19 protein-coding genes are annotated in these 25,758 nt (G+C 67.1%); 10 read left to right on the forward strand and 9 right to left on the reverse strand.

The window, feature by feature from the left end:
- Positions 1–22: 22 nt before the first annotated feature.
- Both ACFWF1_RS07960 and ACFWF1_RS07965 read right to left on the reverse strand, forming a co-directional pair.
- Complete coding sequence (locus ACFWF1_RS07960) at positions 23–955, reverse strand: LysR family transcriptional regulator (protein WP_379290691.1); 933 nt, start codon at positions 953–955, stop codon at positions 23–25.
- A gap of 145 nt (positions 956–1,100) precedes the next feature.
- A complete protein-coding gene (locus ACFWF1_RS07965) occupies positions 1,101–1,817 on the reverse strand; it encodes a DUF2306 domain-containing protein (protein ID WP_379290689.1) in 717 nt (238 codons plus the stop codon).
- Positions 1,818–1,964: 147 nt separating this feature from the next.
- Here ACFWF1_RS07965 and ACFWF1_RS07970 point away from each other — a divergent pair, with 147 nt between their 5' ends.
- The gene (locus ACFWF1_RS07970; protein WP_379290687.1) at positions 1,965–2,573 is read left to right on the forward strand and encodes a TetR/AcrR family transcriptional regulator; all 609 of its coding nucleotides are present in this window, start codon (positions 1,965–1,967) and stop codon (positions 2,571–2,573) included.
- On the opposite strand, the gene ACFWF1_RS07975 is transcribed toward ACFWF1_RS07970, so the two are convergent.
- Entirely contained in the window at positions 2,557–3,408 is an 852-nt protein-coding gene (locus ACFWF1_RS07975; protein WP_379290685.1) for an IclR family transcriptional regulator, read from the reverse strand. The two genes, ACFWF1_RS07970 and ACFWF1_RS07975, sit on opposite strands and share 17 nt — an antisense overlap.
- 146 nt (positions 3,409–3,554) lie before the next feature.
- On the opposite strand from ACFWF1_RS07975, the gene hsaA reads away from it, so the two are divergent.
- Together hsaA and ACFWF1_RS07985 are read left to right on the forward strand one after the other, a co-directional pair.
- Positions 3,555–4,727 carry a 3-hydroxy-9,10-secoandrosta-1,3,5(10)-triene-9,17-dione monooxygenase oxygenase subunit gene (gene hsaA / locus ACFWF1_RS07980; RefSeq protein WP_379290684.1) on the forward strand — a complete coding sequence of 391 codons (1,173 nt, stop codon included), beginning with the start codon at positions 3,555–3,557 and terminating at the stop codon, positions 4,725–4,727.
- Between the two features lie 40 nt (positions 4,728–4,767).
- Entirely contained in the window at positions 4,768–5,706 is a 939-nt protein-coding gene (locus tag ACFWF1_RS07985; protein ID WP_379290682.1) for a VOC family protein, read from the forward strand.
- 1 nt (position 5,707) lies between these two features.
- Here ACFWF1_RS07985 and ACFWF1_RS07990 read toward each other — a convergent pair whose 3' ends face one another.
- Positions 5,708–6,181, reverse strand: a complete 474-nt coding sequence (locus tag ACFWF1_RS07990; protein ID WP_379322159.1) for a MarR family winged helix-turn-helix transcriptional regulator — start codon at positions 6,179–6,181, stop codon at positions 5,708–5,710.
- A gap of 44 nt (positions 6,182–6,225) precedes the next feature.
- On the opposite strand from ACFWF1_RS07990, the gene ACFWF1_RS07995 reads away from it, so the two are divergent.
- Both ACFWF1_RS07995 and ACFWF1_RS08000 read left to right on the forward strand, forming a co-directional pair.
- Positions 6,226–7,800 carry an FAD-dependent monooxygenase gene (locus tag ACFWF1_RS07995; protein ID WP_379291941.1) on the forward strand — a complete coding sequence of 525 codons (1,575 nt, stop codon included), beginning with the start codon at positions 6,226–6,228 and terminating at the stop codon, positions 7,798–7,800.
- Positions 7,801–8,020: 220 nt separating this feature from the next.
- The gene (locus ACFWF1_RS08000; protein ID WP_379291940.1) at positions 8,021–9,232 is read left to right on the forward strand and encodes an FAD-dependent oxidoreductase; all 1,212 of its coding nucleotides are present in this window, start codon (positions 8,021–8,023) and stop codon (positions 9,230–9,232) included.
- Between the two features lie 17 nt (positions 9,233–9,249).
- Here ACFWF1_RS08000 and ACFWF1_RS08005 read toward each other — a convergent pair whose 3' ends face one another.
- Positions 9,250–12,624, reverse strand: coding sequence for a BTAD domain-containing putative transcriptional regulator (locus tag ACFWF1_RS08005; RefSeq protein WP_379291939.1), 3,375 nt, complete (start codon positions 12,622–12,624; stop codon positions 9,250–9,252).
- Between the two features lie 167 nt (positions 12,625–12,791).
- Between ACFWF1_RS08005 and ACFWF1_RS08010 the strand changes: the two genes are divergently transcribed.
- Complete coding sequence (locus ACFWF1_RS08010; protein WP_379291938.1) at positions 12,792–14,303, forward strand: FAD-dependent oxidoreductase; 1,512 nt, start codon at positions 12,792–12,794, stop codon at positions 14,301–14,303.
- 565 nt (positions 14,304–14,868) lie between these two features.
- On the opposite strand, the gene ACFWF1_RS08015 is transcribed toward ACFWF1_RS08010, so the two are convergent.
- Positions 14,869–15,714: a hypothetical protein gene (locus ACFWF1_RS08015; RefSeq protein WP_379291937.1), complete on the reverse strand. Its 846-nt coding sequence runs from the start codon at positions 15,712–15,714 to the stop codon at positions 14,869–14,871.
- Between the two features lie 96 nt (positions 15,715–15,810).
- Between ACFWF1_RS08015 and pnuC the strand changes: the two genes are divergently transcribed.
- The 3 genes from pnuC (at position 15,811) to ACFWF1_RS08030 (ending at position 19,243) form a co-directional block, all read left to right on the forward strand.
- Entirely contained in the window at positions 15,811–16,452 is a 642-nt protein-coding gene (gene pnuC, locus ACFWF1_RS08020; RefSeq protein ID WP_379291936.1) for a nicotinamide riboside transporter PnuC, read from the forward strand.
- The gene (locus ACFWF1_RS08025; RefSeq protein ID WP_379291935.1) at positions 16,449–17,534 is read left to right on the forward strand and encodes an AAA family ATPase; all 1,086 of its coding nucleotides are present in this window, start codon (positions 16,449–16,451) and stop codon (positions 17,532–17,534) included. The genes pnuC and ACFWF1_RS08025 overlap by 4 nt, the downstream gene beginning before the upstream one ends.
- A 116-nt stretch (positions 17,535–17,650) precedes the next feature.
- Entirely contained in the window at positions 17,651–19,243 is a 1,593-nt protein-coding gene (locus tag ACFWF1_RS08030; protein ID WP_379291934.1) for a PQQ-binding-like beta-propeller repeat protein, read from the forward strand.
- 19 nt (positions 19,244–19,262) lie between these two features.
- On the opposite strand, the gene ACFWF1_RS08035 is transcribed toward ACFWF1_RS08030, so the two are convergent.
- Both ACFWF1_RS08035 and ACFWF1_RS08040 read right to left on the reverse strand, forming a co-directional pair.
- Positions 19,263–20,306 (reverse strand): fused (3R)-hydroxyacyl-ACP dehydratase subunits HadA/HadB, encoded by a 1,044-nt coding sequence (locus ACFWF1_RS08035; RefSeq protein WP_379291933.1) that lies wholly within the window; start codon positions 20,304–20,306, stop codon positions 19,263–19,265.
- Positions 20,307–20,492: 186 nt separating this feature from the next.
- Entirely contained in the window at positions 20,493–21,788 is a 1,296-nt protein-coding gene (locus ACFWF1_RS08040; protein ID WP_379291932.1) for an alpha/beta hydrolase, read from the reverse strand.
- 273 nt (positions 21,789–22,061) lie between these two features.
- On the opposite strand from ACFWF1_RS08040, the gene ACFWF1_RS08045 reads away from it, so the two are divergent.
- Positions 22,062–23,693, forward strand: coding sequence for an alkaline phosphatase family protein (locus ACFWF1_RS08045; protein WP_379291931.1), 1,632 nt, complete (start codon positions 22,062–22,064; stop codon positions 23,691–23,693).
- A 170-nt stretch (positions 23,694–23,863) separates the two neighbouring features.
- Here ACFWF1_RS08045 and ACFWF1_RS08050 read toward each other — a convergent pair whose 3' ends face one another.
- Positions 23,864–25,402, reverse strand: a complete 1,539-nt coding sequence (locus tag ACFWF1_RS08050) for a M4 family metallopeptidase (protein WP_379291930.1) — start codon at positions 25,400–25,402, stop codon at positions 23,864–23,866.
- Positions 25,403–25,758: the final 356 nt, after the last annotated feature.

Genomic DNA, 25,758 nt, shown 5'->3' on the forward strand with positions numbered 1-25,758 from the left:
CGGGCCCCGCGAGCACGAGGGCTTACAGGTTCGCGGCCAGCCGCTGGACGCGTTCCCGTAGCCACCGATGGCTCGGGTCGATCGTGTGCCCTGGGTGCCAGTACATCGCCTCGATCAGCGTCGGGTATTCGGGCTCCAGTCGCGCGGCCCGCAACCCGATGGCGCGGCCGAACTGCTCGAACAGTCGTCGCTGAATGATCAGCACCAATCGGGTGCCCGGCACCAGGATCGCCCCGCTCAGAAAGGATCCCGTGGTGACAGCTACCTGCCGATGCACGCTGCGCTCGTCCAGGTAAGCGTCGATCACCGTGGCGGTCGGGCCCTCGACGCGGATATACGGCAGCGCCGACAACTGTGCGGTAGGCAGTTCCGACCCGACCTCCGGATGATGCTCGTCCACCACCGCGACGAACTCGTCCGTGAACAGCGGCACGTTCGGAAAGGCCGACAACTCTTCGAACGGCAGGCTGGGCGGCCAGATCAACAGGTCGAATCGGTTCCGGCGCAATTGGTCCACCATGTCCGGCCGCAGTGACACGATTCTTATCCGGACATTCGGCGTATCGACACCCAGTTCGCGGATCAGCGGCCGGAGCAATACTGCGATCACGTAGTCGCTGGCGACGATGGTGAACACCCGATGGTCGCTGGCCGGTTCGAAGTGCGCTCCGGTGCCGAGCAGGGACCTGAGTCCGGTCAGCAGCTCGTCGAGTTGTGGCAGCAGCGATTCCGCCAGCGGCGTCAGCTCCATCTGGCGGCCGATGCGGACCAGCAGCGGGTCGTTGAACACGCGCCGCAGCCGGCTCAGTGACGCACTCATCGCCGGTTGGCCGATCAGCATCCGCTCGGCGGCCCTGGTGACACTGCGTTCCATCAGCAACGCGTGCAGCGGGATCAGCAAATTGAGATCGAAGTTGCGCAGCCTGACACCGGTCACCTCCTCGGCTATGTCCACGACACGTACACCGGGTAACAGACGAGGCTCGAGTAGTCGACCACCGAGGAAACCCTACGGGATGGACGCGCCCCGCGATCAGGTTACGAATCGACTGTCCAACAACGGGATTGCGCGGCGGGCTCAACATATATGCGACCTGGGCCTACCGGGAGGCGCGCAGGCCGGGCAGCCCGCGGCCGCGGATGATGAGCTCGGCGATGACGATGTTGGGTAGCCAGCACAGGAACGGTAGCGGTGCGTAGGCCTCGCGCATGATGGTGGCGAACGGGTCGTCGCTGTGTACGAAGGGAATTTGGGCGAAGATCAGCACGCCGAACCACAGTCGCAGCGTCACTGCCGCGTAGGTGAGCGCGAAGCTGCGGATCATCCACGCCTGATGATCGGCGAAGTCGCGCGCCCGGATGGCGCGATACCCCCGCCAGGACGTCCAGCCCCACAGCACGGCCAGCGTGCCGAAGCCGAAAAAGCCGTTGAGTCCGATCGAGCTGAACATCGACATCACCAGTGCCGCAATCGAACCGATGGCGACGCTGATGAGGTAAGCCCGTCCGATGGCACGGTGGATGCGGGGTCGTCGGCTGCGCAGCCGGGTGGCGAATTGCCATGGGCCCAAGGCAAGGGCGAGTCCAGCGAAGGTGATGTGCAGGTAGAAGGCCGCCTGGATCGGCCATGCGCGGAAGGCGTAGCTGGCCGCGAGTCCGACGTGGCGATGGGCGAGGGAATCGAGGGTGCCCTGGGCGTACTGGCCGACGAAGTATCCGGCGATGGTGACCGAGGACAGCGTGACCCAGGCCCAGCTCCAGCGTGCGCGCTGTCGGGATGGCTGTCGCCGGTCTTGGCGGGGAGGTGCGGAAACCATTGGCGCTCCTGATGTTCGGCGGCTTCCCGGAATGTAAGTAGTTCTAACATAGCAGGATGTTAGTGTTACTTACATAGCGAGTTCCGGCGGAGCCCGACGGCGCGTCGGCCGGTGCCGGCACGGAGAGAAAGGGCGGACGGGAGCAACGTGGCACGCACGACCTACCATCACGGCGCACTCCGGCAGGCGCTGATCGACGGCGCGCGGGAGATCCTCACCGAGCAGGGGCACGAGCACTTCAGCCTCAATGAAGTCGCCCGTCGTGCGGGCGTGAGCACCGCCGCACCCTATCGCCACTTCGCCGGAAAGGAGGAGCTGCTCACGGCGGTGGCCGAGCAGGGCTATGAGACGCTGCGGCAAGACCTCGCGCGGGCGGCTGCCGCCACGCCGGAGGTCGGCGCGCGATTGCTGAGCCTGGGCGGAGCCTATGTGCGGTTCGCGCGCGAGCATCCGGATTTGTTCGCGACGATGTTCCGCAGTCGCCCGGGTACCGGCCCGGTCGGTCTGGAATCATTCGACATCTTGCTGAATACCGTTGCCGAGGCCCAGCATTCCGGCGTGATCCGCCGCGGCCCGACGCCGGAACTCATGGCCCGATCCATCTGGTCGACGCTGCACGGCATCGCGGTGCTGAGCCTGCGCCGACCCCACGACCTGTTCGGCTTCAACGCACCGCCGGAAGAGCTTGCGGCCGAAAGTCTCTCGGCGCTACTCGGACTCGAGGGCCCACCGCAGGCCGCTACTGCCACTCGCTGAAGCGCAGCCAGGTGGTGACCGCGGCGATGTCGGGGTCGGCGGGCGCCGTGGTTCGGGGCTGGTGCTGCTGCCCGTATCGGCGGCGGGATTCGAGCAGTGCCGCCCAGATCGTCCGGGCGCACTGGCCCGCCAGAATCCCCATGCGCTCGCGGTCGACGCGAGTTCCCTTCCAGGACAGGGAGATCGCGCCCAGGGCCTGACCGGATCCGCGTAGCGGCGCGGCCGCGCACAGCACGCCGGGGAAGGTCTCCTCGCGATCGAAGGCCACCCCCTGCCGGTGGGCCGCCGTCAACTCGTTACGCAGCGAATCGGCCCGGATGATGGTGCGGCGGGTGCGCGGGACGAGGTCACCGGCCAGTGTTTCGGCGGTACCGGGCTGGCCGAACGCGAGCAGGATCTTGCCCGCCGCCGTGCAGTGCACCGGCAGCCGGGTGCCGATCTCCACCGGCAGGGTCGAGCGGCTCGGATCGCCGATCTGGTCGAGATAGAGCACCTCGGCGCCGTCGATGACCGACAGGTGCGCCCAGTGACCGGTCGTGTGGTGCAACGAAATCAAGTGCGGCAACGCGGCGCGGCGCAGCTGGTTGTGGCGGGAGGCGTAGGCGCCGAGCTCGAACAGGCGCAGCCCGAGGCGATATCTGCGTCCCTCGCGCTCCAGCCATCCGAGGGTGAGCAGCTGATCCATGAGCCGGTGCACGGTGCTCTGGGACAGTCCCGTGCGGCGCACCACATCGGTGAGGGTAAGTGTGGCCACCGCGCCCTCGAAGCAGCCGAGGATCTTGGCCGCTTTGTCCAGCAAGGACGGTGCGGCCGGGGGGTCGACTGAATCCGGCATCGTTGCGCCCCTTGTTCTTCCGGTCAGTGGGAGAATACCGGTCTTCCGCTGAGCGGGAAAAAACTATGTCCCGCCGGCTGCCCGATCCGTACCGTTCGCCTGGCTCGCACACCGCGAGTAGCGGCAACGAGCATCCGGAGCAGCCCATGAGTGAACACGACGTCCTAGCCGCGGTTCGCGGGCTGGCTCCGGCGGTACGTGATCGTGCCGCCGAGGCCGAGGCCGCACGCTGCGTTCCGATAGCGACGATCAAGGAATTGACCGAGGCGGGAGTCTTCCGCCTGCTGCGGCCCCGGCGCTACGGCGGCTACGCGGCCGACCCGATGATCTTCCTGTGCTGCCTGCGCGAGCTGGCCCGCGCATGCGGTTCCACGGGCTGGGTGACCGGCGTGCTCGGCGTGAACACCTGGCAGCTGGGTTTGTTCGACGCCCGCGCGCAGGACGATGTCTGGGGCGCCGATCACGATGCGCGAGTATGCCTTTCGCTGGCGCCCATGGGAAAAGTGACCGTCGTACCCGACGGCTATGTGCTGTCGGGGCGATGGAGTTTCGCGTCCGGGTGCGATCACGCCGACTGGGCGATGCTCGGCGCCATTGTGCGCGACGACGGCGGCAATCCGGTCGGCATGCGCACCTTCCTGCTGCCGAGCTCCGACTTCCGCATCGACCCGGTGTGGGACACCGTCGGGTTGCGCGGCACCGGCAGTAACGACATCGCGGTCGAGGAGGTCTTCGTCCCCGCGTACCGGACCATCTCCGCCGGCCAGATCGCCGCGCCGGTGCGTCCCGGGCATGCCGTCAATCCCGAGGCGGTGTACCGGCTGCCGCTGGGTTCACTGTTCACCACGTCGATTTCGACACCGATCGTCGGCATGGCCGAGGCCGCCTACGAGTCGTATCTGACCGCGATGCGCGACCGCATCCGGGTCAGTGGCCGGGGCACACCGGCGGCCGAGGATCCCTTCGCGCAGATCAGGGCCGGCCGTGCGGCGAGCGAGATCGACGCCGCGTGGCTGCAGCTGTCCCGCAACATCTCCGAGGTCTATGCGTACGCCAAGGAGGGCCACCCGCCGCCGGTCCGGTTGCGGACCCGGCTGCGCCGCGACCAGGTGCTGGCCACCGAGCGGGCGATGGCCGCCGTCGATCTGCTGATGGAGAACGCGGGCGGCGGCGCGATGCGCACGGGCGGCAACGTGCTGCAGCGGGCCTGGCGGGACGTGCATACCGGCCGCGGTCATGTCACCAACGATCCGGAGCGGGCGCTGGTGTTGTTCGGGCGCAGCGAATTCGGGTTCGACGTCGACGACCCGATGCTGTGACGGCGCGACAGCCCTCCGGCGAAATAGCAAGGACGACACCATGACACAGCGTCTGCTCACCCATCTCCGGCACGTCGATCTGGCCGTTCCCGACTACCGGCGCCAGCTCGAATTCTTCTCGACGCTATGGGGACTCATGCCGGTCGCGGAGGACTCCGGGATCTCCTTCCTGGCCGCGGAGGGCTCACCCGAGCACTACGTCGTGCGGTTGCGCCGGGCCGAGGAGAAGCGCCTGGATCTCCTCGCCTTCGGGGCCGCGACCCGGACTGATGTCGATGCGCTCGCCGAACGTCTGCTGGCGGCCGGTGAGCGGCTGATCTCACGGCCGGGCACCCTCGACACACCGGGCGGCGGCTACGGTTTCCGGTTCTTCGACGTCGACGGCCGCACCGTCGAGGTGTCCGCGGACGTGACGGCGCGGGTGCACCGCAAAATCGAAGAGCGCGAAGCCATTCCGGTCCGGCTGTCGCACGTGGTGGTGAACAGCCCCGGCATCGCCGCGACCCGGACCTGGTACGAACGGCACCTGGGTTTCGCACTGTCCGATGCGATCGGCTCGCCGCATACCGGCGACGTCATGAACTTCCTGCGCATCAATCCGCAACACCACAGTCTCGGCATCGCGGCGGGCCCGCATGCGTCGGTGCACCACGTCTCGTTCGAGCTGCGCGGGTTGGACGAATTCATGCGGGGCACCGGCCGCCTGCTCCGCGCGGGCGCGCCCCTGACGTGGGGACCAGGCCGGCATCTGGCCGGTGACAACACCTTCTCGTACTTCGCCGATCCGCACGGCAACACCATGGAATACACCACCGAGATGGAGCAGCTGGACGAGGACATCTGGCATCCGCACCAGTACACGTTCTTGGACGAGCAGGTGAGCGATCAGTGGGGCACCGCGAATCCGATGAACGAGGCCGTCGGCAAGGAGCTGCACAACGACGTCGACCGCGGCGTCTTCGTGGCTCCGCCGGTGTAGCTCACGACCGTCCTGGAGCAGCTGATTCGTCGGCGATTGCCGCTTTCGTCCGGTCGAGATTGTTGCCGACCCGGGTCAGCAGGTCCTTCAGGATGCCGATCTCGGCGGCGGTGAGCCCGGTGACGGCCCGGTCGTCGAGGGCGGCCAGCCGATCGTGGGCGTCGGCGACCACCGCACCCCCGCCGGGCGTCAGCGCGATCGTCTGGCTGCGCGCATCGCGCGGGTGCGGCGTGCGGCGGATCAGCCCGTCGCGGTCCATCCGGGAGAGCAACTGGGCCATCGACGGCTGCTCGATGCCGGTGGCCTCGGCCAGTTCCTTCTGCGTCCGTTCCGCGTCCTCGCGCAGCAGCGCGAGGACGGGTACCTGGGCGTAGCGCAGGCCGAGCGGTTTAAGGGTGGCGTCTCCGTCGCGCGCGAGCGCGCGGGATGCGCGGTTGATCAGCTGGGCCAGGCTCGGTGCGGTGATGGGGTCCATATCATCCTTTACATAGGGTCCTATCTAGTGTTACATAGGAACCTATGAACTCTAACTCTTCAGTGGCGCAAGCCCAAGTCATCATCGCCGGCGCCGGCCCGACCGGCCTCATGCTGGCCGCCGAATTGCGGCTCGGCGGCGTCGACGTCGTCGTGGTCGAGCGGCGCGCGGCCGGTACCGTCGGCGAGTCACGCGCACCCGGCATCAACGCCCGCAGCATCGAGATCCTCACCCAGCGCGGGCTGGCCGAGGAATTCCTCAGCCGCGGCAAAGTCCTTCCCGGCGTACTGTTTTCCGGGCTCCCGATGGCCCCGCACGAACTCGATCCGGGCTGGCCGTCGGCCCTGATCCTGCCGCAGCACGAAACCGAGCGGATCCTGGCCGCCCGGGCCACCGAACTCGGCATCCGGTTCCTGTGGTCCACCGCCGTGGTCGACCTGCGGCAAGACGACGACGATGTCGAGGTATTCGTCGAAGGACCAACGGGCCCGGCCACGATCCGTGCCGACTACCTCGTCGGCTGCGACGGCGGCCACAGCACGGTGCGACGAATCTGCCAGGTCCCGTTCCCCGGCGACGAGCCCGTGTCCTATTGGGTAGTCGGCGATGTGCAACTGGATTCCCCGCCCGACGGCCGCGGCGTCTTCGGCCGCAACGAGCGAATCGGCACCTACCAGATATCTCGGGCCGAACCGGGCTGGTTCCGGCTGAGCCTGATGCGAGCCACCCCGCCGGCCGACCGCACCGCGCCGGTCACCCTCGACGAACTGCGCGAGGTCATGCGCGACGGACTCGGCACCGACTACGGCCTGCGGGAGGCCCGATGGATGTCACGATTCTCCGACGGGTTCCGGCAGATCACCGAATACCGGCACGGGCGGGTCTTCCTGGCCGGCGATGCCGGGCACACTCATTCGCCCATCGGCGGGCAAGGCTTGAATCTCGGAATCCAGGACGCGGTGAACCTGGGGTGGAAACTGGCCGCCGTGCTGAACGGCGCCGCGCCCGACTCGCTGCTCGACACCTATCACCAGGAGCGGCACCCGGTCGCGTCCACCGTGCTCCAACTGACCAAAGCACAGACGGCACTGATCAAGCCCGGAGCACAGATGGACGCGCTGCGCGGCGTCGTAACGGACATGCTCGCGGTGCCCGAGACCTGCCTGCGGCTCAGCGGGATTCTCAGCGGACTGAACCTGCGCTACCCGCTCGGCGACACCCATCCCCTGCTCGGGCGTCGCATGCCCGATCTGCCCCTGTCCACCGAACAGGGCACCACCGGGGTGTTCGACCTGCTGCATCAGGCAAGGCCGGTGCTGATCAACCTCGGTACCGCCGAGTTGACCGGTGCGTCGGCCCCGTGGGCGGATCGGGTGGACTACATCGAAGCCCGGCTCGACCTCACCTCGTCAACAGACACCTGGCATCTGCCCGTCTTCGGCGATGTCCCCGCCTGCGACGCGGTATTCATCAGGCCCGACGGCTATGTCGCGTGGATCAACCCCGCTGGCGCACCTGTCGCCCACAACACCCTGACCGACGCCCTCGACCAATGGCTGGGCTCCGCCGACAGCGCGGTGGCCGACCGCAGCACCGGTCCCCTCGTGCCTACTGCGTGATCTCGGCGGAAAGCACCGAATTCTGCCGTGCGGATGGAGGATTCAGCTTTCCTGGTCGCGCTGGGCTCGTAGTGTCGAGCGTTCATAGGCTACGTTCGGGTCGGACGTACGGAAGTCACGGTCCGGTTGGTAGTCCGGATGGCGCATGGCCGCTCGTACGATGCCCTGGCGGCATATCCGGTGCGTCCCTTTTCATTTCGTGATCGAGAAGGGACTTACCATGTCGGATCTGCATGTCGTCGTCGCCGGGGCGGGGCTGGGTGGGCTGGCTCTCGCACAGGGACTTCGGCGGGCGGGGATCAGCGTCGCCGTCTACGAGAAGGACCCCACACCGGAATTCCGCGACCAGGGCTATCGCATCCGCATCAACGCCGACGGCATCACCGCGCTGCGCGCAGTGCTGACGCCGGAGGCATTCGAGGTATTCGCGGCCACCGCCGGAAACCCCGGAACGCGAATGAATACGTTCGACCAGCAGTTGAATCTGCTGCACGCCCAAGAACTTCCATCCGTCGCGGGCCTGCCCGGTGGTGGCCACTTGGCGGTCAACCGCCGGACATTGCGGCAGATCCTGGCCACCGGCCTGGACACGGCCATCAACTACGGCGCGCGGCTCACCCACTACACCGAGGGTGTATCCGAAGTGACCGCGCACTTCGCGAACGGCACCACCGCCACCGGTGCCGTCCTGATCGGAGCCGACGGGGTCAATTCGGCGATCCGCAGGCAGTACCTGCCCCAGGCACGTGTCGTCGATGCCGGACTGCGGCTGTGCTACGGCAAGATACCGTTCGTCGACGACGAGGTCCGAGCCTTGGTCCCGCCGCAGTTGCTCGGGCTCTGGACCACCGTCGTCGGCCCGGGCAAACGGTTTGTCGGCCTCGCCCCCGTGCAATTTCGTGAGCCCATCCACCAGGTGACCGAACGGCTGGCTCCGGGCGTCCTGCTCGATGATGAAAGCGATTATCTCACTTGCGTTTTCGGCGCCCGCACCGAGCAGTTCCCCTGCTCGGACGAGGAGCTGCTCGCCATGGACGGGGCTGGTCTGCGCGCGTTGACCCGCTCGCTGCTGGCGGGTTGGCATCCCCGGCTGATCGATATCGTGTCCCACCAGGATCCGGCGTCGATCTTCCCGGTTTCGGTCCGCACGAGTGTGCCCCGCACCGCGTGGGACACCACCTCGGTGACCGTGCTCGGCGATGCGATCCACGTCATGAGCCCCGCCCTCGGTATCGGCGCGAACACAGCGTTGCGTGACGCGCAGGTGCTCACCGCTCGACTGGCCGAGACCGCCCAGGGCCGGCCACTACGAGAAGCCCTGCGCGCCTACGAAACTCAGATGCTCGGCTACGGCTTCGACGCGGTACGCGAATCGGCTGCCCTCGGGCACACCCTGGTCGGCCAGGACCCTTTGCCGACCGCGCATCAATAGCCCTGAGCCGCACGGGGTTACGTCCGCCGCGTGCCGCCCGGCTCGGGAGGCGCGGCGGGCGTAAGCCCCGTGCGACGCAACCGGGCGGGATCGGCCTGGGTCAGGGCCAGCCGTGTGGTCAGTTGCCTGCCGGTCTGGTACTTCTCGGCGAAGCGCTCGTCGCCGAGCGCGGTCCGGCAGTGCTTGCTCAGCGTGTCGATCTGCGGATCTGTCGGGTCGTCGGCACCGCGCAGGCGGGCCGCCGCGCCGAGCAGGACGGCCGCGTCGCGGTGCCGATCGTAGTGTGCGGCAAGGCCGGCCACGGTCACCGCCACCGTCGCCACGAGAGGCAGGTCCGTGCTGTCGACCGCCGCCGCGTAGGCCCGGCTCAGCGCCTGTTCGGCGCCCGGCCCGTCGCCGAGTTCGAGACACAGCGCGCCCCGCGCCGCGCCGACCACCGCTTGCCCGTGGTGGTCGCCGAACGAGAGCTGCTCGGACAGCTCGGCTTCGGCCGACTCGACCAACTCCCGCGCCCGGTCGAGGTCACCGAGCCGCACCCGCAGGGCGGCCTCGCGCGCGTCGAGCAGAATCGCCAGCTCGGGCGATGCCGAGCCCTGCACGCGCGCCCTGGTCGCGGCGATCATCTCGATCACCCGCGCAGTGTCGAGCCGCATGCGCAGATCGATCGAGCGCAGATCGAGGAAGAACTCGTCGGCGGGACCGAGCGCCCCGAACTGACGGGCCAGCCGTTCGGCCTCGGCAAGGTCGGCCAGCGCGCCGTCGAGATCGCTGTCGTATTGCCGCAGCAACGCGCGCAACGGCAGCGCTTTCGCGCGGCCCCACTGGTCACCCGCCCGGACGAAGCATTCCAGGGCGGCGGTCACGTCGCTGCGAACCTGGTCGAGGCGGCCCGCGTTCTCGGCGAGGTGGGCGCGAACCATGCGGGCCAGCCCGGCCAGCCATCCGTCCGGACCGTCGACCAGCCGTTGGATGATCGCCGGCGACGCCTCGGTCCCCGCCAGCGAGACCAGCCTGAGCGCGGTCAGCGCGCCGACGCCCGGCAGTTCCGGATGGCTCAGCAGCCGGTCGGCGAGCGCCTGCAGCTCCTCGAGTGCGTCGCTCATGGAAGCGATGGTGTTGAGAAGCAGTGTCCCCGAAGCGATATCGCGTGCCACGCTCGCTCGCGCGGTCGGCATCGCGACCGCTCGGCCGAGCCAGTAGCTGATGTCGGTGTGTCGGCCGAGCATGTGCCAGTACCAGGTTAGGTTCACCGCGAGCCCGATGGCGCGCTCGGCGTCGCCGGTGTCGCAGCGGTACCGCAGCGCGGCGAGCACGTTGTCGTACTCGACGCGCAGCACGTGCAGTGCGTCGAGCTGGCCGGGACCGCGCAGCAGCGGATCGTAGCGGGCGGCCAACTCGGCGAAGTACTGCGCGGCCAGGTCCCGCACGCCGCCGAGGGTGCCTTGCTCGGCGAGACGCTGGAGGCCGTACTCGCGGATCGTTTCCAACATCCGATATCCGCCGGTATCCGGCGCGAGCTGCAGCAACGACCGGTCGACCAGGCGTGCGAGCAATTCCGAGATGTCATCGGCCGGTATCGCGGTACCGCAAGGTATACCGCCGAGCGCGGGTCCGACGTCGGCCTCTTCGAAATCGCGGGTGGCCGACGCCAGTGTGCCGCCGTTGCGGGTGACCGAGATCGGTTCGACGCTGTTGTCCGCCGGCATCGCGTTGTCGGCACAGACGGCGGTCGCCGAGGCAGGCGTGACGCCGCCGGGCAGAGCCGAGATCCGTTCCGCGACAATCCGTTCGGGATCGGTCAGCAGGTCCCAGCTCCATCCGATGACGGCCCGCAGCGTGCGGTGGCGCGGCAACGCGGCGCGGCTGCCCGCGGTGAGCAGGCGGAATCGGTCGGCGAGTCCAGCGGTCAGGTCGGTCAGCGATAACGTGCGCAGGCGGGCGGCGGCCAGTTCGAGAGCGAGCGGCATGCCGTCCAGCGCGCGAACGATCCGCAGCACCTCGTCGAGATTCTGTTCGTCGACGTCGAACCCGGGCCGCACGGCCGCCGCGCGTTCAGCGAACAGGCGCACCGACGCCGTACCGCGGGCCTGCTCGACGTTCGCACCCGGCTCGGGCAGGGCGAGCGGACCGAGCGGGACCAGCGCCTCGCCGTCGATCGCCAACGGCTCCCGGCTGGTGGCCAGCACCCGCAGCTCGGCGCAGCGGGCCAGCAGCGCCGAAACCAGTTGTGCCACAGCGTCGATCAGGTGCTCGCAGTTGTCGAGCACGAGCAGGCTCTCGCGCCCGCCCAGTTGGTCGGCCAGCACGACCACCTCGCCGATCGGGTCGCCCCGCAGCTTGGCTGAAGCCTCGAACAGTGCCGCACCGCGCAACCCGATCGCGGCGAGCAGCGCCGCACCGACCTTGGCCGGTTCGGTGATCGCGGCGAGGTCGATCAGCCATGCGCCGTCACGATATTCGTGCCGATGGCGACGGGCCGCCTCGACCGCGAGCCGGGTTTTGCCCGCGCCGCCGGGACCGAGCACGGTCACCAAACGTCCGGCGGCGAGCAGCGTTTCGATTCGGGCGAGGTCGTCGGCGCGGCCGATGAAGCTGGTCAGCGACGCGGGCAGGTTACTCAAGATCGTCTGCGGCGCAGGCTGATCCGTACGCAGCAGACTCAGGTGGCGCTCGCGCAGAGCGGCGCCCGGATCAGCGCCGAGGACGTCGGCCAGGGTCTCGCGTATCCGCTCATATACGGCGAGGGCCTCAGCCTGGCGACCCTGAGCGGCGAGCGCGTCCATCAGCAGTGCGGCCGCTCGCTCGTCGACGGACTGCTCGGCAAGCAATGCGGTCAACCGATCGGCGGCCGCATCGGCCCGGCCCAGCGACAGCTCCACCTCGGCCAAATCGGTGACGACCTCGATCGAGACCTTGGCCAGCCGGGTCGCCGCGGCGGGCGAAACAGCAGCGACGACCGTAGGTTCGGCACCGGGACGGTCACCCCACAACCGCACGGCCTGGCCGAGCACACCCGCTGCGGCGTTCCAGTCGCCGGTGCGCAAGTAGTCACGGCCGGCCACCGCGAGTTGCTCGAATCGCAGCGCGTCCACATCGACGGCGTCCACCGCGAGCCGATAGCCGCCCGCGACCTGCGTGACGTCACCGGCCGAACCGAGGCTCCGGCGCAACCGCGAGACCAGGGTCTGCAACGCGTGCGCGGGACCGGCCGGTGGATCCTCGGCCCAGACCGCGTCGACCAGAACGCCCTGCTCGACCGCCCGTCCACCCGCCAGCGCCAGCCGAACAACCAGCCCCTGCAACCGCGCACCCGGAACGGCCAGTACGGCATCACCGTGCGACACCTGAAAGGCGCCGAGCACCTTAACCCTGAGCCGCGCACCCCCGTCCATCCCCCGATCTTCGCGTACGCACTCGCGAGTCCGCCAATCAATCATGGCGATGCCTGCCTTTCACCAGCGCATTCATGCCCGTGTGAGCGCCGTGTGTGCCCCGTGTGAGCGGCCCGCGTCAGTCTTTGCGTGCCCGAACAGAACAAGCATCGAAAAGTGGAGTTCTCATGCATGACGTAGTGATAGTGGGCGCAGGCCCGGTCGGTCTTTTTCTCGCCTGCGAGCTCGGCCTCGCGGGCTGCTCGGTCCTGGTGCTCGAGCAAGACGCCGAGCCCGGCTCCCCCTGGCGGACGGCACCGCTCGGGATGCGGGGTCTGTCCGCACCATCGGTCGAGGCGTTCTATCGGCGCGGGATGCTGCACCCGCTGCTGACCGCGTCGGGCGTCACCGACGCGAACCTCGACACGGACGAGCCGTCACCCCCGCCCATCGCGGGTCATTTCGCCGGCATCGTGCTCGATCCGGCCGACATCGACCTCGCCGCCCTGCCGTTCCGGTTACCCAGCCCCGCACCGGAATTCATGATGACCAGCCTCGAAACGGTCGAGACGGTGCTGTCGAAGCGGGCCGCCGAGCTCGGCGTCGAGGTCAGGCACGGCGCCGCAGTCTCGGCCGTTGCGCAGGGAGAAGACAGCGTGATCGTCCGCGCCGGCGAGCACGAGTACGCGACGCGCTGGGTCGTCGGCTGCGATGGCGGCCACAGCACGGTGCGTCGACTCGCGGGCTTCGAATTCGTCGGCACCGAACCACAATTCACCGGCTACACCATGCTCGCCACCATCGCCGATCCGGCGAAGCTGAGCCATGGATTCAACCTGACGCCGACGGGCATGTACATCCAGATGCCCACGCCCGGGCACATCGGCATGATGGACTTCGACGGCGGCGCGTTCGATCGCACACAGCAGCCGACTCGCGAGCATCTGCAGGCGGTGCTGCGACGGGTGTCAGGCACCGACGTGACGCTAAGCGAGGTCGAGCTCGCTTCCAGCTTCACCGACCGGGCCATGCAAGCGACGACCTACCGGCGGGGCCGCATCCTGCTCGCAGGCGACGCCGCGCACATCCACTCCCCCCTCGGCGGGCAAGGACTCAACACCGGGATCGGCGACGCCATGAACCTGGGCTGGAAGCTCGCGGCGACCGTGCACGGAAACGCGCCGGACGGCCTGCTCGACACCTACACCCGTGAGCGTCACCTGATCGGCGCCCAGGTGCTCGACTGGTCGCGCGCCCAAGTGGCGGTGATGAAACCGGACCCGCATGCCCAGGCGACCCAACGAGTGATTCGCGACCTGATCGCGACCCGTGCCGGAACAACCTACGTGTTCCAGCAGACCTCGGGCTCGGCCACCCGCTACGACCTCGGCAGCGAGCACCCGCTGGTCGGGCGCGACAGCCCCGACTTCCGCCTCGCCGACGGCACTCGTCTCGGCGATCTGATGCAGGACGGACGTTGCGTCACACTCGATTTCAGCACCGACCGACGCCTGCGCGATTCCGCGATCGCGCGGGACAGCCGGATACGGTATGCCGCCGGTCCGGCGAGAAACGACCTCGGATTGAGCGCGGTGCTCGTCCGACCCGACGGAATAGTCGGCTGGGCAACCGATCACGCCCCTGATCGCGAAGAATTCGAGCGGGCCGCAGACCGCTGGCTCGGCAGTCCCGCAAACTAGCATCACACCGCCTTCGCGCGAAACCCGCGGCAGGCCAGGCTAATCGAACCGTCAGGCCTGACGCGAGTGATCGACAGGTAGCGGGCCCACCTGTTCACGACCCACCTTCGACGCACCCCCGAGTCCCGGGCGCGTGCGCCGTCGATTGATCACTCAGTTCGGGAAAGTTGTGGCGAAGCCGATCCAAACAGCGGCCAACCTCCCGCAGGTCTCGTTCCAGGCGCCGCCCTTCCGTTGTCGGGATTCCGCGCCGGGGCACCATGGCTCGAAGAGCCGAGGTCAGGGAAACGGCCTCGGCACTGAGTAGTTCGTAGAACACCGCGGCCTGCGCCACATCGGATTCGTCGTGCACGGGACACCTACCTCGGCACCGCCACCCCGCACGTAGTTCGCCTGCTGTCCACCCCATCGTTGCCCATGATTCATGATCGCAGGTCGACAGACCCACTGGTCACGTTTCCGTGCTCGCCCGATGCCGATCTCGACAGCCGTCCGCCCGGACGAATCCGACTTCGTCTGCCGCAGAATATCGTCGACCGCGCGAAGTTGATGGCGGCGGGGAGTGTCACCCGGCGGTCGGCTTCTCCGAATTGCCGGTGAGCGCGGCCTCGGACGGACGCACGGTCGCCGCGGTGCGGCGGGTACGGTAGGCGAACCCGATGCCCCCGATCAGAATCGCCAGCAGCACAGCGGATGTGCCGTAGGTGCCGAACGCGAGCCCGCCGCTGGCCCGCGGTTTGGACAGGAAGTCCCCCACCGTCGCGCCCAACGGCCGGGTCAGCACGAATGCCATCCAGAACAGCAGCACACCGGAAACACGCGTGAAGTAGTGCACGGCCAGGATCGCCACCATAATCGCGGCGATCAATGCCGCGCTGCCCCAGTAGCCCAATCCTGAACTGTCGGAAAGGTAGTCGCCCAGCGAGGTACCCAGGGTGTTGGACAGCAGGATCGCGGCCCAGTACAACATTTCGCCGCGGAAGGTGGTGATGTTCTCGACATCGAAGGTCTGCCCGCTCACCTTCCAGACGGTGAAGACGAGCGTCAACCCGGTGATGAGCACGATCGCGCCACCACCGTAGCCGAGTCCACCGTCGGTAGACGTCCCCGAGCCAGGTCCCCGGTTGATCAGGTCCGACATGGTCGTGCCCGCGGTGCTGGTCGCCGCGATCACCGTCCAGTACAACGCGGGATGAAACCGGTTGGCCCGCAACTGCGTTGCCAAACTGATCACGAACAGCGCCAGGAACAGTAGCGACGCCTGGGCGTAGCCGAGCCCCAACGTCTGCGCGAGCAGATCCCCGCCGGTCTCGCCCAGGGTGGTCGCGGCGATCTTGAGTAGCCAGAACATCGCCGTGATCTGCGGCAGCTTGTAATCCACGAGCAACGTCCGAGCCGAACTCCGCACCATCCACGCGCTCCATTCCTAGTGCCGAAACCTCCGGCATGCAGTGTGCAGGAATCTCGCTGAGAAGACGCTGAAAGCTTGCTCTGACAAAATCGGGCCATGTCACTGTTGGACACCATTCTGGTCCCGTTCCACACGACGGCGATCACGCTGGCCGGGGCCGCCACCAGCTGGGGCGAGATCGTCAGTTTCGTCACCGGCGCACTCTGCGTCTGGCTGGTGGCCCAGCAGAACGTCTGGAATTGGCCGATCGGGATCCTGAACAACCTCGCGTTCCTCGCGCTGTTCTTCTCCAGCGGGCTGTACGCGGACGGCTGGTTGCAGGTCGTGTACGTAACGTTGGCCGTATACGGCTGGTGGTCGTGGCTGCGCGGCGGCCGGGCGCATACGACGCTTCCGGTCAGCCGGACAACCCGGCGGCAATGGTCGGTGTTGTTCGGCGCGGGCGTCGCGGCGACCGTGTTGCTCACCTGGGTCCTGGTCACGTGGACGGACTCCACGGTGCCGTTCCCTGACGCCGTCACGACCGTCTTGTCCTTGCTCGCGACCTGGGGCCAGGCGCGCAAGAAGCTGGAATCCTGGTGGCTGTGGATCACCGCGGACGTCATCTACATTCCGCTCTACGCCTACAAAGAGTTGTGGCTCACCGCGATCCTCTACTGCATCTTCCTCGCACTGTGTCTGCTCGGAGTGCGCAACTGGCGTGCGGACCTGCGGACGAGGGCTCAGGTCGCGGCGTGAAACAGTTCCGGCACGCTCTCGTCGTCGGCAAGTTCTATCCGCCGCACGTCGGGCATCATCACCTGATCCGCACCGCCGCAGCCGCGAGCGAACGGACCACGGTCGCGGTGCTCGCGTCCGCTGTCGAGTCGATTCCCTTGCGCGACAGGGTCTCCTGGCTGGTCGCAGCACACCGCGACGACCCAGGTGTTGTCGTGCTCGGCGATGTCGACGACCATCCCATCGATTACGCGGACGACGCGATCTGGGAGGCGCACGTCGCCATCTTCCGATCGGTACTGTGCCGACGCGCGATCCTGGACGCCAATCCTTCGACCGCCGCGGTGGATGCCGTGTTCACATCCGAGGAGTATGGCGACGAACTGGCCAAACGCCTTGGCGCACAGCATGTTCTCGTCGACATGGGCCGAGTTTCGCATCCCGTCTCCGGCACCGCGATCCGCGCCGACGCACAGGGCCACTGGCCGGATCTGGCGCCGCCGACCCGCGCAGGCCTGGCGGCCCGGATCGTCGTCGTGGGCGCGGAATCCACCGGAACCACCACACTGTCGAAAGCTCTTGCCGCGCATTACCGTGCGCCGTGGGTCCCCGAGCACGGCCGGTTACACACCGAGGAGAAGCTCTGTGCCGCACAATCGTTCGGCGGACGAGTCGCCCTCGAGGATCTGGTGTGGACGGTCGGCGACTTCGTGGACATCGCCACGCGACAAGCTCGCGCCGAGGACGAAGAAGCCGGTACCAGACCAATCCTGTTGTGCGACAACGACCCCTGGGCCGCGACCGTCTGGTGCGAGCGCTACCTCGGCTACCCCCACCCCGCCGTCGCCGAGGCGGTGGGAGATCGCAAACCCGCGCTCTACCTACTGACCGACCACCACAATGTGCCGTTCGAACAGGACGGCTGGCGCGACGGCGAGCAGCTACGCGAATGGATGACCGACCTCTTCGAACGCAGACTCAACGAACGCGGCGTCGCCTGGATCCACCTGACCGGCCCCCCGGAAATGCGGCTCAATCAGGCGATTGCGGCGTGCGAGGAAGCGTTCGAACGCCACTTCCGCTACACAGATCCGATGAGGTGAAACCCCGACCAGGACGGCAACCCCCACCGCAGTGCAGATATCGCTTGAATCACACTTTGGCACTTCACGTTTACATTGCGACGGGCAGCGGCCGACGGTGCGAAGCTACCTCCACCATGAACGGGAACTCCTTCCTCCGGGCCGTGCGCATGCCGATGCTGGCGGTCGCGATACTGCTGCTGTCGACCGGTATCACCACTGCGGATCCGGCCCCGAACGCGGATTGGCCGATGTGGCAATTCGATGCCAAGGGATCGCGGTACAACCCGAACGAAGCCGCGCTCACCCCCGCCAATGTCGGTTCACTGCAGCTGAAGTGGGCGTTCGCCTTCCCCAACGCCGTAGCGCAGTCCAGTCAGCCCGCAGTAGTCGACGGTGTCCTCTATTCCGGCGGACGCGACGGAAAGATGTATGCGCTCGACGCCCGGACCGGCGCCACCAGATGGGTCTTCGACACCGGTACGGCGCTCGAACACATTCCGGCTTACGGGCTGCGGGACGGACCGGCGGTGGCAGGCGGACGGGTCTTCTTCGGTGACAACGCGGCCAACCTCTGGGCCGTCGACGCCGGCACCGGCCATGAGCTGTGGCATACCCGCCTGGACAACCATCCCCTCTCGATCATCACGAGTTCGCCGCTGGTCTTCGAGAACCACGTCTACATCGGCGTGTCGAGTCAGGAGGAGGGCGGCGGCCTGCTCGATCCGCTCTACCCGTGCTGCTCCTTCCGCGGCAGCGTGGTGTCGGTCGACGCGGCGAGCGGCGCGGTGCAATGGAAGTACTCGACGCTGGCGCAGCCGACGACGCGAACAGGTCCGCCGGGCCCGTCGCTGAGTCCCAGCGGCGGGGCGGTCTGGTCGTCACCGACCATCGACCCGGCAACCCGCACCCTGTACTACACCTCCGGCAACCCCTACACCGGCACGCCCGACGATCTGGAATCGATCGGCGCGATCGATGTCGACACCGGCACGCGCCGCTGGGTGAACTCGCTGACCCCCAACGACACCTGGAACGTGCGCTGCATCATCCCGCCGGCGGGCGGTGCCTGCCCCATCCCCGGACGTGATTTCGATTTCGGCGCCCACGCCAACGTCTTCGACATCGGTGGCCGCAAGGTCGTCGGCGCGGGCCAGAAGACCGGCATCTACCACCTGCTCGACGCCGCCGACGGCTCGATTGTCTGGCAGACCCAACTGTCGGTTCCGACCTCACCGCTGCCCATCGAGGGCGCCGAGTCGCTGGCCGGAATCCAGTGGGGCGCAAGCTATGACGGCAATCGACTGTATGTGGCGACCTATGGGGCGATCCCCGGCACGCTGTTCGCGCTGGACCCCGGCGACGGTCACCTCCTGTGGCGCACACCCAATCCGGCCGATGGCTGCCTGATCGATCTGCCGCCCGTGCCGATGGACCCGCTGTGCCAGGAGTCCATGCCCAACGCGGTCTCCTCGTCACCCGGCCTGGTCTATGAGGGCAGCCTGGACGGGAAGATGCGGGTCTTCGCCGCCGACACCGGCGCCATCCTCTGGGAGTACAACACCCACCGGCTATTCCGCACCGTGAACGGCGTGCCAGGAATCGGCGGCGGCCTCAACGGCAACGGCGCCGTCGTCGCCAACGGCATGCTGTACACGAATTCCGGTTACGCACACCCGATCACCACCGGCATGCCGGGAAATGTGTTGCTGGCCTTCGGCTTACCGTGACACCCAGTCGATCGCGCGGTCAGCTGAGTTGGACTGTCGCGGTGGCGCGGCCGAAAATCTTGGCTCCGCCCTGCGACGCGGTGAGTGCGACTACCGCGGTACGTGACTCGGTGTCGACCGACTTGATCCGGCCGCGGAATTCGATGCGGGCCGTGGTGTTGTCCACCAGCCGGACCGGGCTGGTCATCCGGACGCTGTAATTCCGGATCGCGCCGGGATCACCGAGCCATGCGGTGACGAACGCGGCGCCGAAGGCCATCGACAGCATGCCGTGCGCGATGACGCCGTGCTCGAGCCCGACCATCCTCGCGGCGTCGGCGTGCCAGTGGATCGGATTCGGATCACCGGACACGCCTGCGTAGTTGACCAGATCGCCGAGGGAGACATCGACGTAGCGCGGCGGCAGCTCCGTGCCGACCTGCGCCGCGGCGAGCGGGAGCGCACGCAGGCTTCGATGCGGTTCCGTTCCTACCCAGGGCATTTCGCCGATCGGGGTATAGGTACTCATCGGCCCGGCGGCCGAAACGACATCACCACGAACCAACGCGGTCAAAGCGCCGGCGACGGCGTGGTCGCGTTCGGTAGGGGCCGAGCGGGCGACGAGGCCGGTGTCCGCGACCAGCACCCGCGCACCGTGCTGATCGGTGACCGTGTTGCGCACGACCATGAGATCGCCGCCGAAGGCTTGCCGGAACGACTGCAGCGAGAGATTGCTGGTCAATCGATCACCGGCGACGACGGGACGGGTGAAGTCGATCGTCTGATCGGTCTGGATCGCTGTGGTCAGGTTGTAGCCGTCCAGCACGTCGGTCAAGATCTTCTGCACGGTACCGCCGAGCAGGCAGATGAAGGCAGGTGGCGCGACCAGATCCGGGTAGCCGAAGTCGACCGCGGTGGCCACGTCCCGGTGGACCGGGTGATGATCCTGCACCGCGCGGGCGTATTCACGGATCTTCTCCCGGCCGACCTCGTAGTAGTCGTCCACTCGATACTGGCGTCCGACGATCGCTCGAATACGCGCTACCGGTTCGGTTTCCAGCGTGTGCGGGGTATCGATGTCCACTGCCGAGTCCTCTCCCCTTGCGTCAATGATGTCGAGTGGTAGTCGCGTCGAGTGAGCTCGCGGATTGTCCGGCCCGGCAGCCAACTTCTCGATTGTGATCCATGTCACATGGCCGTGCGCCAACTGCGCCAGTAGCTCCTGCCGAAGAAGAGGAGACGGCATGTGGGCACCACCGGAGCGACCAGGTTACGAAGAAACTCCCATCCGCGCGGCGAGCCAATCCATTTCGGTCCGCAACCCCGCCGACCACACGGCCCAACTGTGTTCGCCGGGTAGCTCTCGGGCGCGGATCTGCATGCCCGCCGCGGCAGCCGCCGCGGCGACCGTGGCCTGTGCCGATCGGGCCACGTTGTCTCCGGCGCCGGTGATCAATACCCCGGCCGAATCCGGGTATCGGCGAGTGCGCAGCAGGTGGATCGGATTGACTCGGTCGAAGGCGGCGGCATCGGCGCCGAAGGCGGCTTTGACCGTTTGGCGGCGATCGCCGAGCGTGGGTTCCGCATCACCGGACAATCCGAGGAATGTGGGAAAGGCGCCGGGATAATTGGTAGCCATCTGCAGGGCGCAAGTTCCGCCGTACGATATTCCGCCGATCGCCCATCGCCGCGGATCAGGGTCCACCTGGAGCTTCCCGATTACCCAGGTCCGGAGATCGACGGCCAAGTAGGTGGCGACATTGCCGAGTCGGGAGTCCATGCACAGCGGGTTGCTCCAGGTACCGCCCGTCGCGTCGGCCACGACCACGACGGGCGCGAGACCGCCGTGCGTCGCGGCATAGGCATCCATCGTTTGGATCAGGCGGCCACCGTTGAACCAGTCGATCGGGCTGCCGGGCTGTCCGGACAGCAGGACCAGCACCGGAAGCAACGGCCGCGGTGTGGCGAAATATGCTGGGGGCAGGTATATCTCGGCAGGCCGCGCGATGAATCGGGAGACCGCGCCTGGCACTGCGGCGCGCAACACTCGACCATTGGCAGGCAGACCGGCCGGCGGAAACCAGACCGAATCCAACGGCCACCCCGTTACCGGCGCTGCCTGTCCGGAAGGTACGGCGGTGAAACTGATGCGATTGTCTGCGCCCAATCCGAGCGCGTCCTCGACGGTGGGATACGCGGCGAATACCAGATTGACCTGAACGGCCGACGCCACCACCATCGCGGCCGCCGCGGCGAGCGACAACGTCTTTGCCGTCCATAAGCGTGCGGCGCGAATCCGCCTCGGCGCCAAGGCGACCGCCCACACCGCGAGCCCGAACCACAGGTACACCGGTCTCGGCATCGCGTCCGGAAACGGGCGCCACCAGCGCTCCACCACGACATACACCGCCACTGCCGCCGACATCGCCAGCCAGGACGCCCGCACCCCGGCGCGGCCGACAGATCGGCCGCCACCGAGTAGCCACAACGCCGCGGCTAAACCGAGTATCGACAGCGTCCACGGCAATGGACCGGACAATAGTGACAGTTCTGCGGTCGACTTCATCGTGCTCGAAATCCTCGGCTGATCAGGCCAGCGCAAACGCCACTGGCCCGCCGCAGTAAAACAGGAATCCACAATACGGACAAGTCGGCCCCGCAACCGTTCCCGGACACATCGTCAGCCCGGCGGTGACCCGCAACCCAGGTACCGAGGATGCCGTCACTCACAGCCGCCGAATGTCTGCCTTGCCGTCGCCCGTCGTTCGTTCGGCATTCACCACACGCCAATCGAGTAGGCGTGTGCTGCAACGGATCCGTTCGACGAAGGAGTCATGCGATGAGGTTCCGGCATCTCGGCAAGCTGGCCGTGGCGACGATGATGGTCGCCCTTACCGCCGGGTGCGGGAACGGGGGCGACGATACCCGCTCCGGAAAGCACGTACTGTTGGTATCGATCGACGGTATGCATGAGGCCGATCTGGCCGCTTACGTTGCGGCACACACGGATTCGACGCTGGCAAAGCTGGCTTCCGGCGGACTCCGCTACACCAACGCAACGACCCCGACGCCGTCGGATTCGTTCCCCGGTCTGCTCGCACAGGTCACCGGCGGGACACCGAAAACCACTGGGGTGTACTACGACGCGTCCTGGGACCGCACCCTGCTTCCGGCGGGCACGACCAACTGTGCCGGGGCCAAGCCGGGCGCGGATGTGGAACTGACCGAGGTACTGGACCGGGATTCGCACAAAATCGACGGTGGCTCAGGGCTTTCCGGCCTGCCCGACGGGATCGGCACGCTGACCGGTGATCCGACCAGCGTGCTCGACCCGGCGAAGCTGCCGGTCGATCCGACAACCTGCAAGCCGATCAGCCCGGGCGACTACCTGAAGGTCAACACCATCTTCGGTGTCGCGCACAAGGCCGGACTGCGCACCGCATGGTCGGACAAGCACCCCGCCTACACAATCCTGAACGGCCCGGGCGGCAACACCATCGACGATCTGTTCACTCCCGAAATCGACAGCGCCGCCGACGGGACCGCGGACGGCGCCACCTGGACCAAGGACAACGACCTCACCCAACGCTACGACAAATACAAAGTCGATGCGATCGTCAACGAGATCGACGGTAAGGACCACTCCGGCGCGAAAGACGTTGGCGTGCCTGCGGTCTTCGGGATGAACTTCCAGTCGGTGTCGACCGCGCAGAAGTTGCCCAAGTCCGGCGGCAAGGCGGGCGGATATGCGGCCGACGGCATCACCCCCGGACCGGTGCTCGGCTCCGCGCTGGCGTTCGTTGACGCCCAGCTCGGCCGGATCGTCACCGAACTCGACGCCAAGGGACTGACCGGCAGCACCACGATCATTGTCTCGGCCAAGCACGGTCAGGGCCCGATGAAGCCGGAGACGCTGACCAGAATCGATGCCGACAAGATCATCGAGGACATCGATAAGGAATGGGGCGCAACGCATTCAGGGAATGCCGAACTGATTGCCCACGGCGCCAACGATGACGGGATCACCCTCTGGCTGTCGGATCGGTCGCCCGAGGCCAGCGGATTCGTCAAGGACCGGCTGCTGGCGCGCAATGGCGACGGCACCGATATCGCCGGAAACCCCAAACCATTCCACGCATCCGGCATCGACAAGATCTATGCCGGGGCAGACGCGGCAGCGTACTTCGGTACCGGGCCCGGCGACGCACGCGTGCCCGACATCTACGCGGTCGAGCAGCCAGGAACCGTCTACACCGGCGGTAAGTCCAAGATCGCCGAACACGGCGGCGGCACACCGGAAGACCGGCACGTTCCACTGATCATCGCGGGTGCGGGCACCGCGCACGCGGAGATCGCCGACGAGGTCGCCACCACCCGGATCGCGCCGACCGTCCTGACCCGTCTCGGCCTGAACCCGCAGGACCTGCAGGCGGTCGCGGCCGAACACACGCAGACGCTGCCGAAGAGCTGAAAGACGTTGGGCGCGAGGCGGCCTACTCGGTAGCGCCGATCTTCGGCCCAGGATCACCAGAAAGGTGCTCCGAACCGCGAATTCAACCATCATAGGTTGAATATTCGCGGATCAGAGCACCTTTCGCCGTACCAGCGCTCGCTACCGGAGAACTCGGTGAATGACCGAGGTCAGGTGCGAGTCTGGAGTTGCGGCAGCTTGGTCGCCTTGGTGGCGTTGGCCACCTGGACGCAGTCAGCGGCCGTTGTCCCCGCGGTGTTGTTTTGCACATTGGTGTTGCACGCGTTCTTCAGCGCGCTGGACAACGCACCGTAGTTGGAGTTGGACGACAGCAGGGTCTGCGTCGTCCAGTACAGTGCCGCGGTCTTCTCGATACCCAGCGGGGCGACGGTCACGCCGTTGAGGGTGCCGCCGTCGACGATGATCGACGCGGTCCGGTTGCCCACTCCGCTGTTGGTGTGCACGCCACCGCTGTCGCCGCTACCGGCATACCAGTAGGTGCCCTTGTAGGTGTCGGGATTCCGGTGCGACTTCGGGTTCGCCATATCCCGGATCACGCCGATCGAGCTGCACGCGCCCAGCTGCCACCGGTTCTCCGGGGTGTTGCACGGGTTGGCGGTGTCCACCAGGAAGGTGAGCTCGCCGAAGACATCCGACATGGACTCGTTGATCGCGCCCGGCTCATTGCGGTACACCAGACCATTGGTGTTCTGGGTGACACCGTGGGTGAGCTCGTGTGCGGTGATGTCCTCGGTGGTCAGACCCGAACCGTAGGCCATGTAACTGCCGGACCAGAAAGCGTTCTGGTACGGGCATTCATCGTAGGTGCAGAGCCGGACGGTGGCGCGCAGCGCCTGACCGTGGCCGTCCCCGGTGTCGGAGCCGATCAGGTTGGTCAGGTTCGCGACCTTGGTGTATTGGGCGTAGAAATTCTCGGTGTTGCCCAGGTAGTCGTAGATCTTGTCGACATCCTCGATACCGCTGGGCGCCTCACCCTCCGCCCTGGTGGACTGGATGCTGTCCGTGCCGCAGCCGGCGTTGTTGGGGTCGATCGGCTGGCTCGCGTTGTCACAGACGACCCGGTTGAGATGCCTGGTCTCGCTCCAACTGTCGAGCACCTTGCCGGTGCTGTTGGCGTCGACGAACACCACCCACGTCGCGGGCTCGCCCTTCTTGTCGGCGCTGCTACCTTTGATGTCGACCTTGAATGCCGGCACCGCGATGCTCTGTGCCTCGTCCTTGGCCGCCAGTTTCGAGTCGTACCAGTAGGCCTTGGTCTCAGTGACACTCAGCTTGTCGGGCGCCGATTTGCTCTGCTCGGCAACCTTTTTCAGCGCGGTCTGCTGTACCGCGGCGGACGGTGTGGTCGTCGAGAACTTGCCCTTCGACTTCTTCGACAGCGAGCCGGTGACCGAGATGAGCGAACCGTTGGCGGTCAGCGATTCCGCCGCCGAGGCGCCGAACACCGGGACCTTGTCGATCTCCTGACGTAACCGGACGGTGGATCCGTCACCAACGCGGAACACCGACTGCACGACGAGATTGCCTGCGGTTTCACCATTTCCGCCGAGCGCCTTCTGCGCGCCGTTCGCGTGCGCCTGCGCCGCGGCAGGGGCTTCGGCAGGTGTGCCCGCGGGCGCTTTCAGCGGCTCCTTGGGGACCACCTGCTGGACGGCGCCTTGCTGATCCGTCGTGACTTCTTTCGGCACAGCGGAAAGATCGGAACCCGCCGGCGCTGAGGGACTGGCCGGTGGCGCTCCACTGGCACCAGGGCCAGACGCGAAGACCATTGCCCCGACAGCAATTATCGCGAAGGCGGTATTTCGACCCGCCCGTTTATGTGTGGGTTTCATTACCAAGTAGAAACACATACCGGCGGTCAACTCGACTGGCGACGAGACTGGGGAACGGCGATGAATGTGCCGGGAATCTTTGAGCTATCCGCGCAGCGTGGGCTTAAATTGTTATGCGCGACTATCTTTCGACTTTGCCCGCTAGCAGCGACACAAACGCATGCTCATCATCGGCGCACCCCGAAGCGGGCCACATTCTTGCCACAGTGGCG

It is taken from the genome of Nocardia sp. NPDC060255 (assembly GCF_042727395.1).
Classification (GTDB): Bacteria; Actinomycetota; Actinomycetes; order Mycobacteriales; family Mycobacteriaceae; genus Nocardia.

What these genes read in the sequence shown, in the direction of transcription:
- ACFWF1_RS08010 (WP_379291938.1), top strand. Translation starts at nt 12,792, where the DNA reads ATGCATGACGTAGTGATAGTGGGCGCAGGCCCGGTCGGTCTTTTTCTC.
- pnuC (WP_379291936.1), top strand. Translation starts at nt 15,811, where the DNA reads ATGTCACTGTTGGACACCATTCTGGTCCCGTTCCACACGACGGCGATC.
- ACFWF1_RS08000 (WP_379291940.1), top strand. Translation starts at nt 8,021, where the DNA reads ATGTCGGATCTGCATGTCGTCGTCGCCGGGGCGGGGCTGGGTGGGCTG.
- ACFWF1_RS08015 (WP_379291937.1), bottom strand. Translation starts at nt 15,714, where the DNA reads ATGGTGCGGAGTTCGGCTCGGACGTTGCTCGTGGATTACAAGCTGCCG.
- ACFWF1_RS07995 (WP_379291941.1), top strand. Translation starts at nt 6,226, where the DNA reads ATGAACTCTAACTCTTCAGTGGCGCAAGCCCAAGTCATCATCGCCGGC.
- ACFWF1_RS08045 (WP_379291931.1), top strand. Translation starts at nt 22,062, where the DNA reads ATGAGGTTCCGGCATCTCGGCAAGCTGGCCGTGGCGACGATGATGGTC.
- ACFWF1_RS08005 (WP_379291939.1), bottom strand. Translation starts at nt 12,624, where the DNA reads ATGGACGGGGGTGCGCGGCTCAGGGTTAAGGTGCTCGGCGCCTTTCAG.
- ACFWF1_RS08030 (WP_379291934.1), top strand. Translation starts at nt 17,651, where the DNA reads ATGAACGGGAACTCCTTCCTCCGGGCCGTGCGCATGCCGATGCTGGCG.
- hsaA (WP_379290684.1), top strand. Translation starts at nt 3,555, where the DNA reads ATGAGTGAACACGACGTCCTAGCCGCGGTTCGCGGGCTGGCTCCGGCG.
- ACFWF1_RS08040 (WP_379291932.1), bottom strand. Translation starts at nt 21,788, where the DNA reads ATGAAGTCGACCGCAGAACTGTCACTATTGTCCGGTCCATTGCCGTGG.
- ACFWF1_RS07990 (WP_379322159.1), bottom strand. Translation starts at nt 6,181, where the DNA reads ATGGACCCCATCACCGCACCGAGCCTGGCCCAGCTGATCAACCGCGCA.
- ACFWF1_RS07985 (WP_379290682.1), top strand. Translation starts at nt 4,768, where the DNA reads ATGACACAGCGTCTGCTCACCCATCTCCGGCACGTCGATCTGGCCGTT.
- ACFWF1_RS07965 (WP_379290689.1), bottom strand. Translation starts at nt 1,817, where the DNA reads ATGGTTTCCGCACCTCCCCGCCAAGACCGGCGACAGCCATCCCGACAG.
- ACFWF1_RS07975 (WP_379290685.1), bottom strand. Translation starts at nt 3,408, where the DNA reads ATGCCGGATTCAGTCGACCCCCCGGCCGCACCGTCCTTGCTGGACAAA.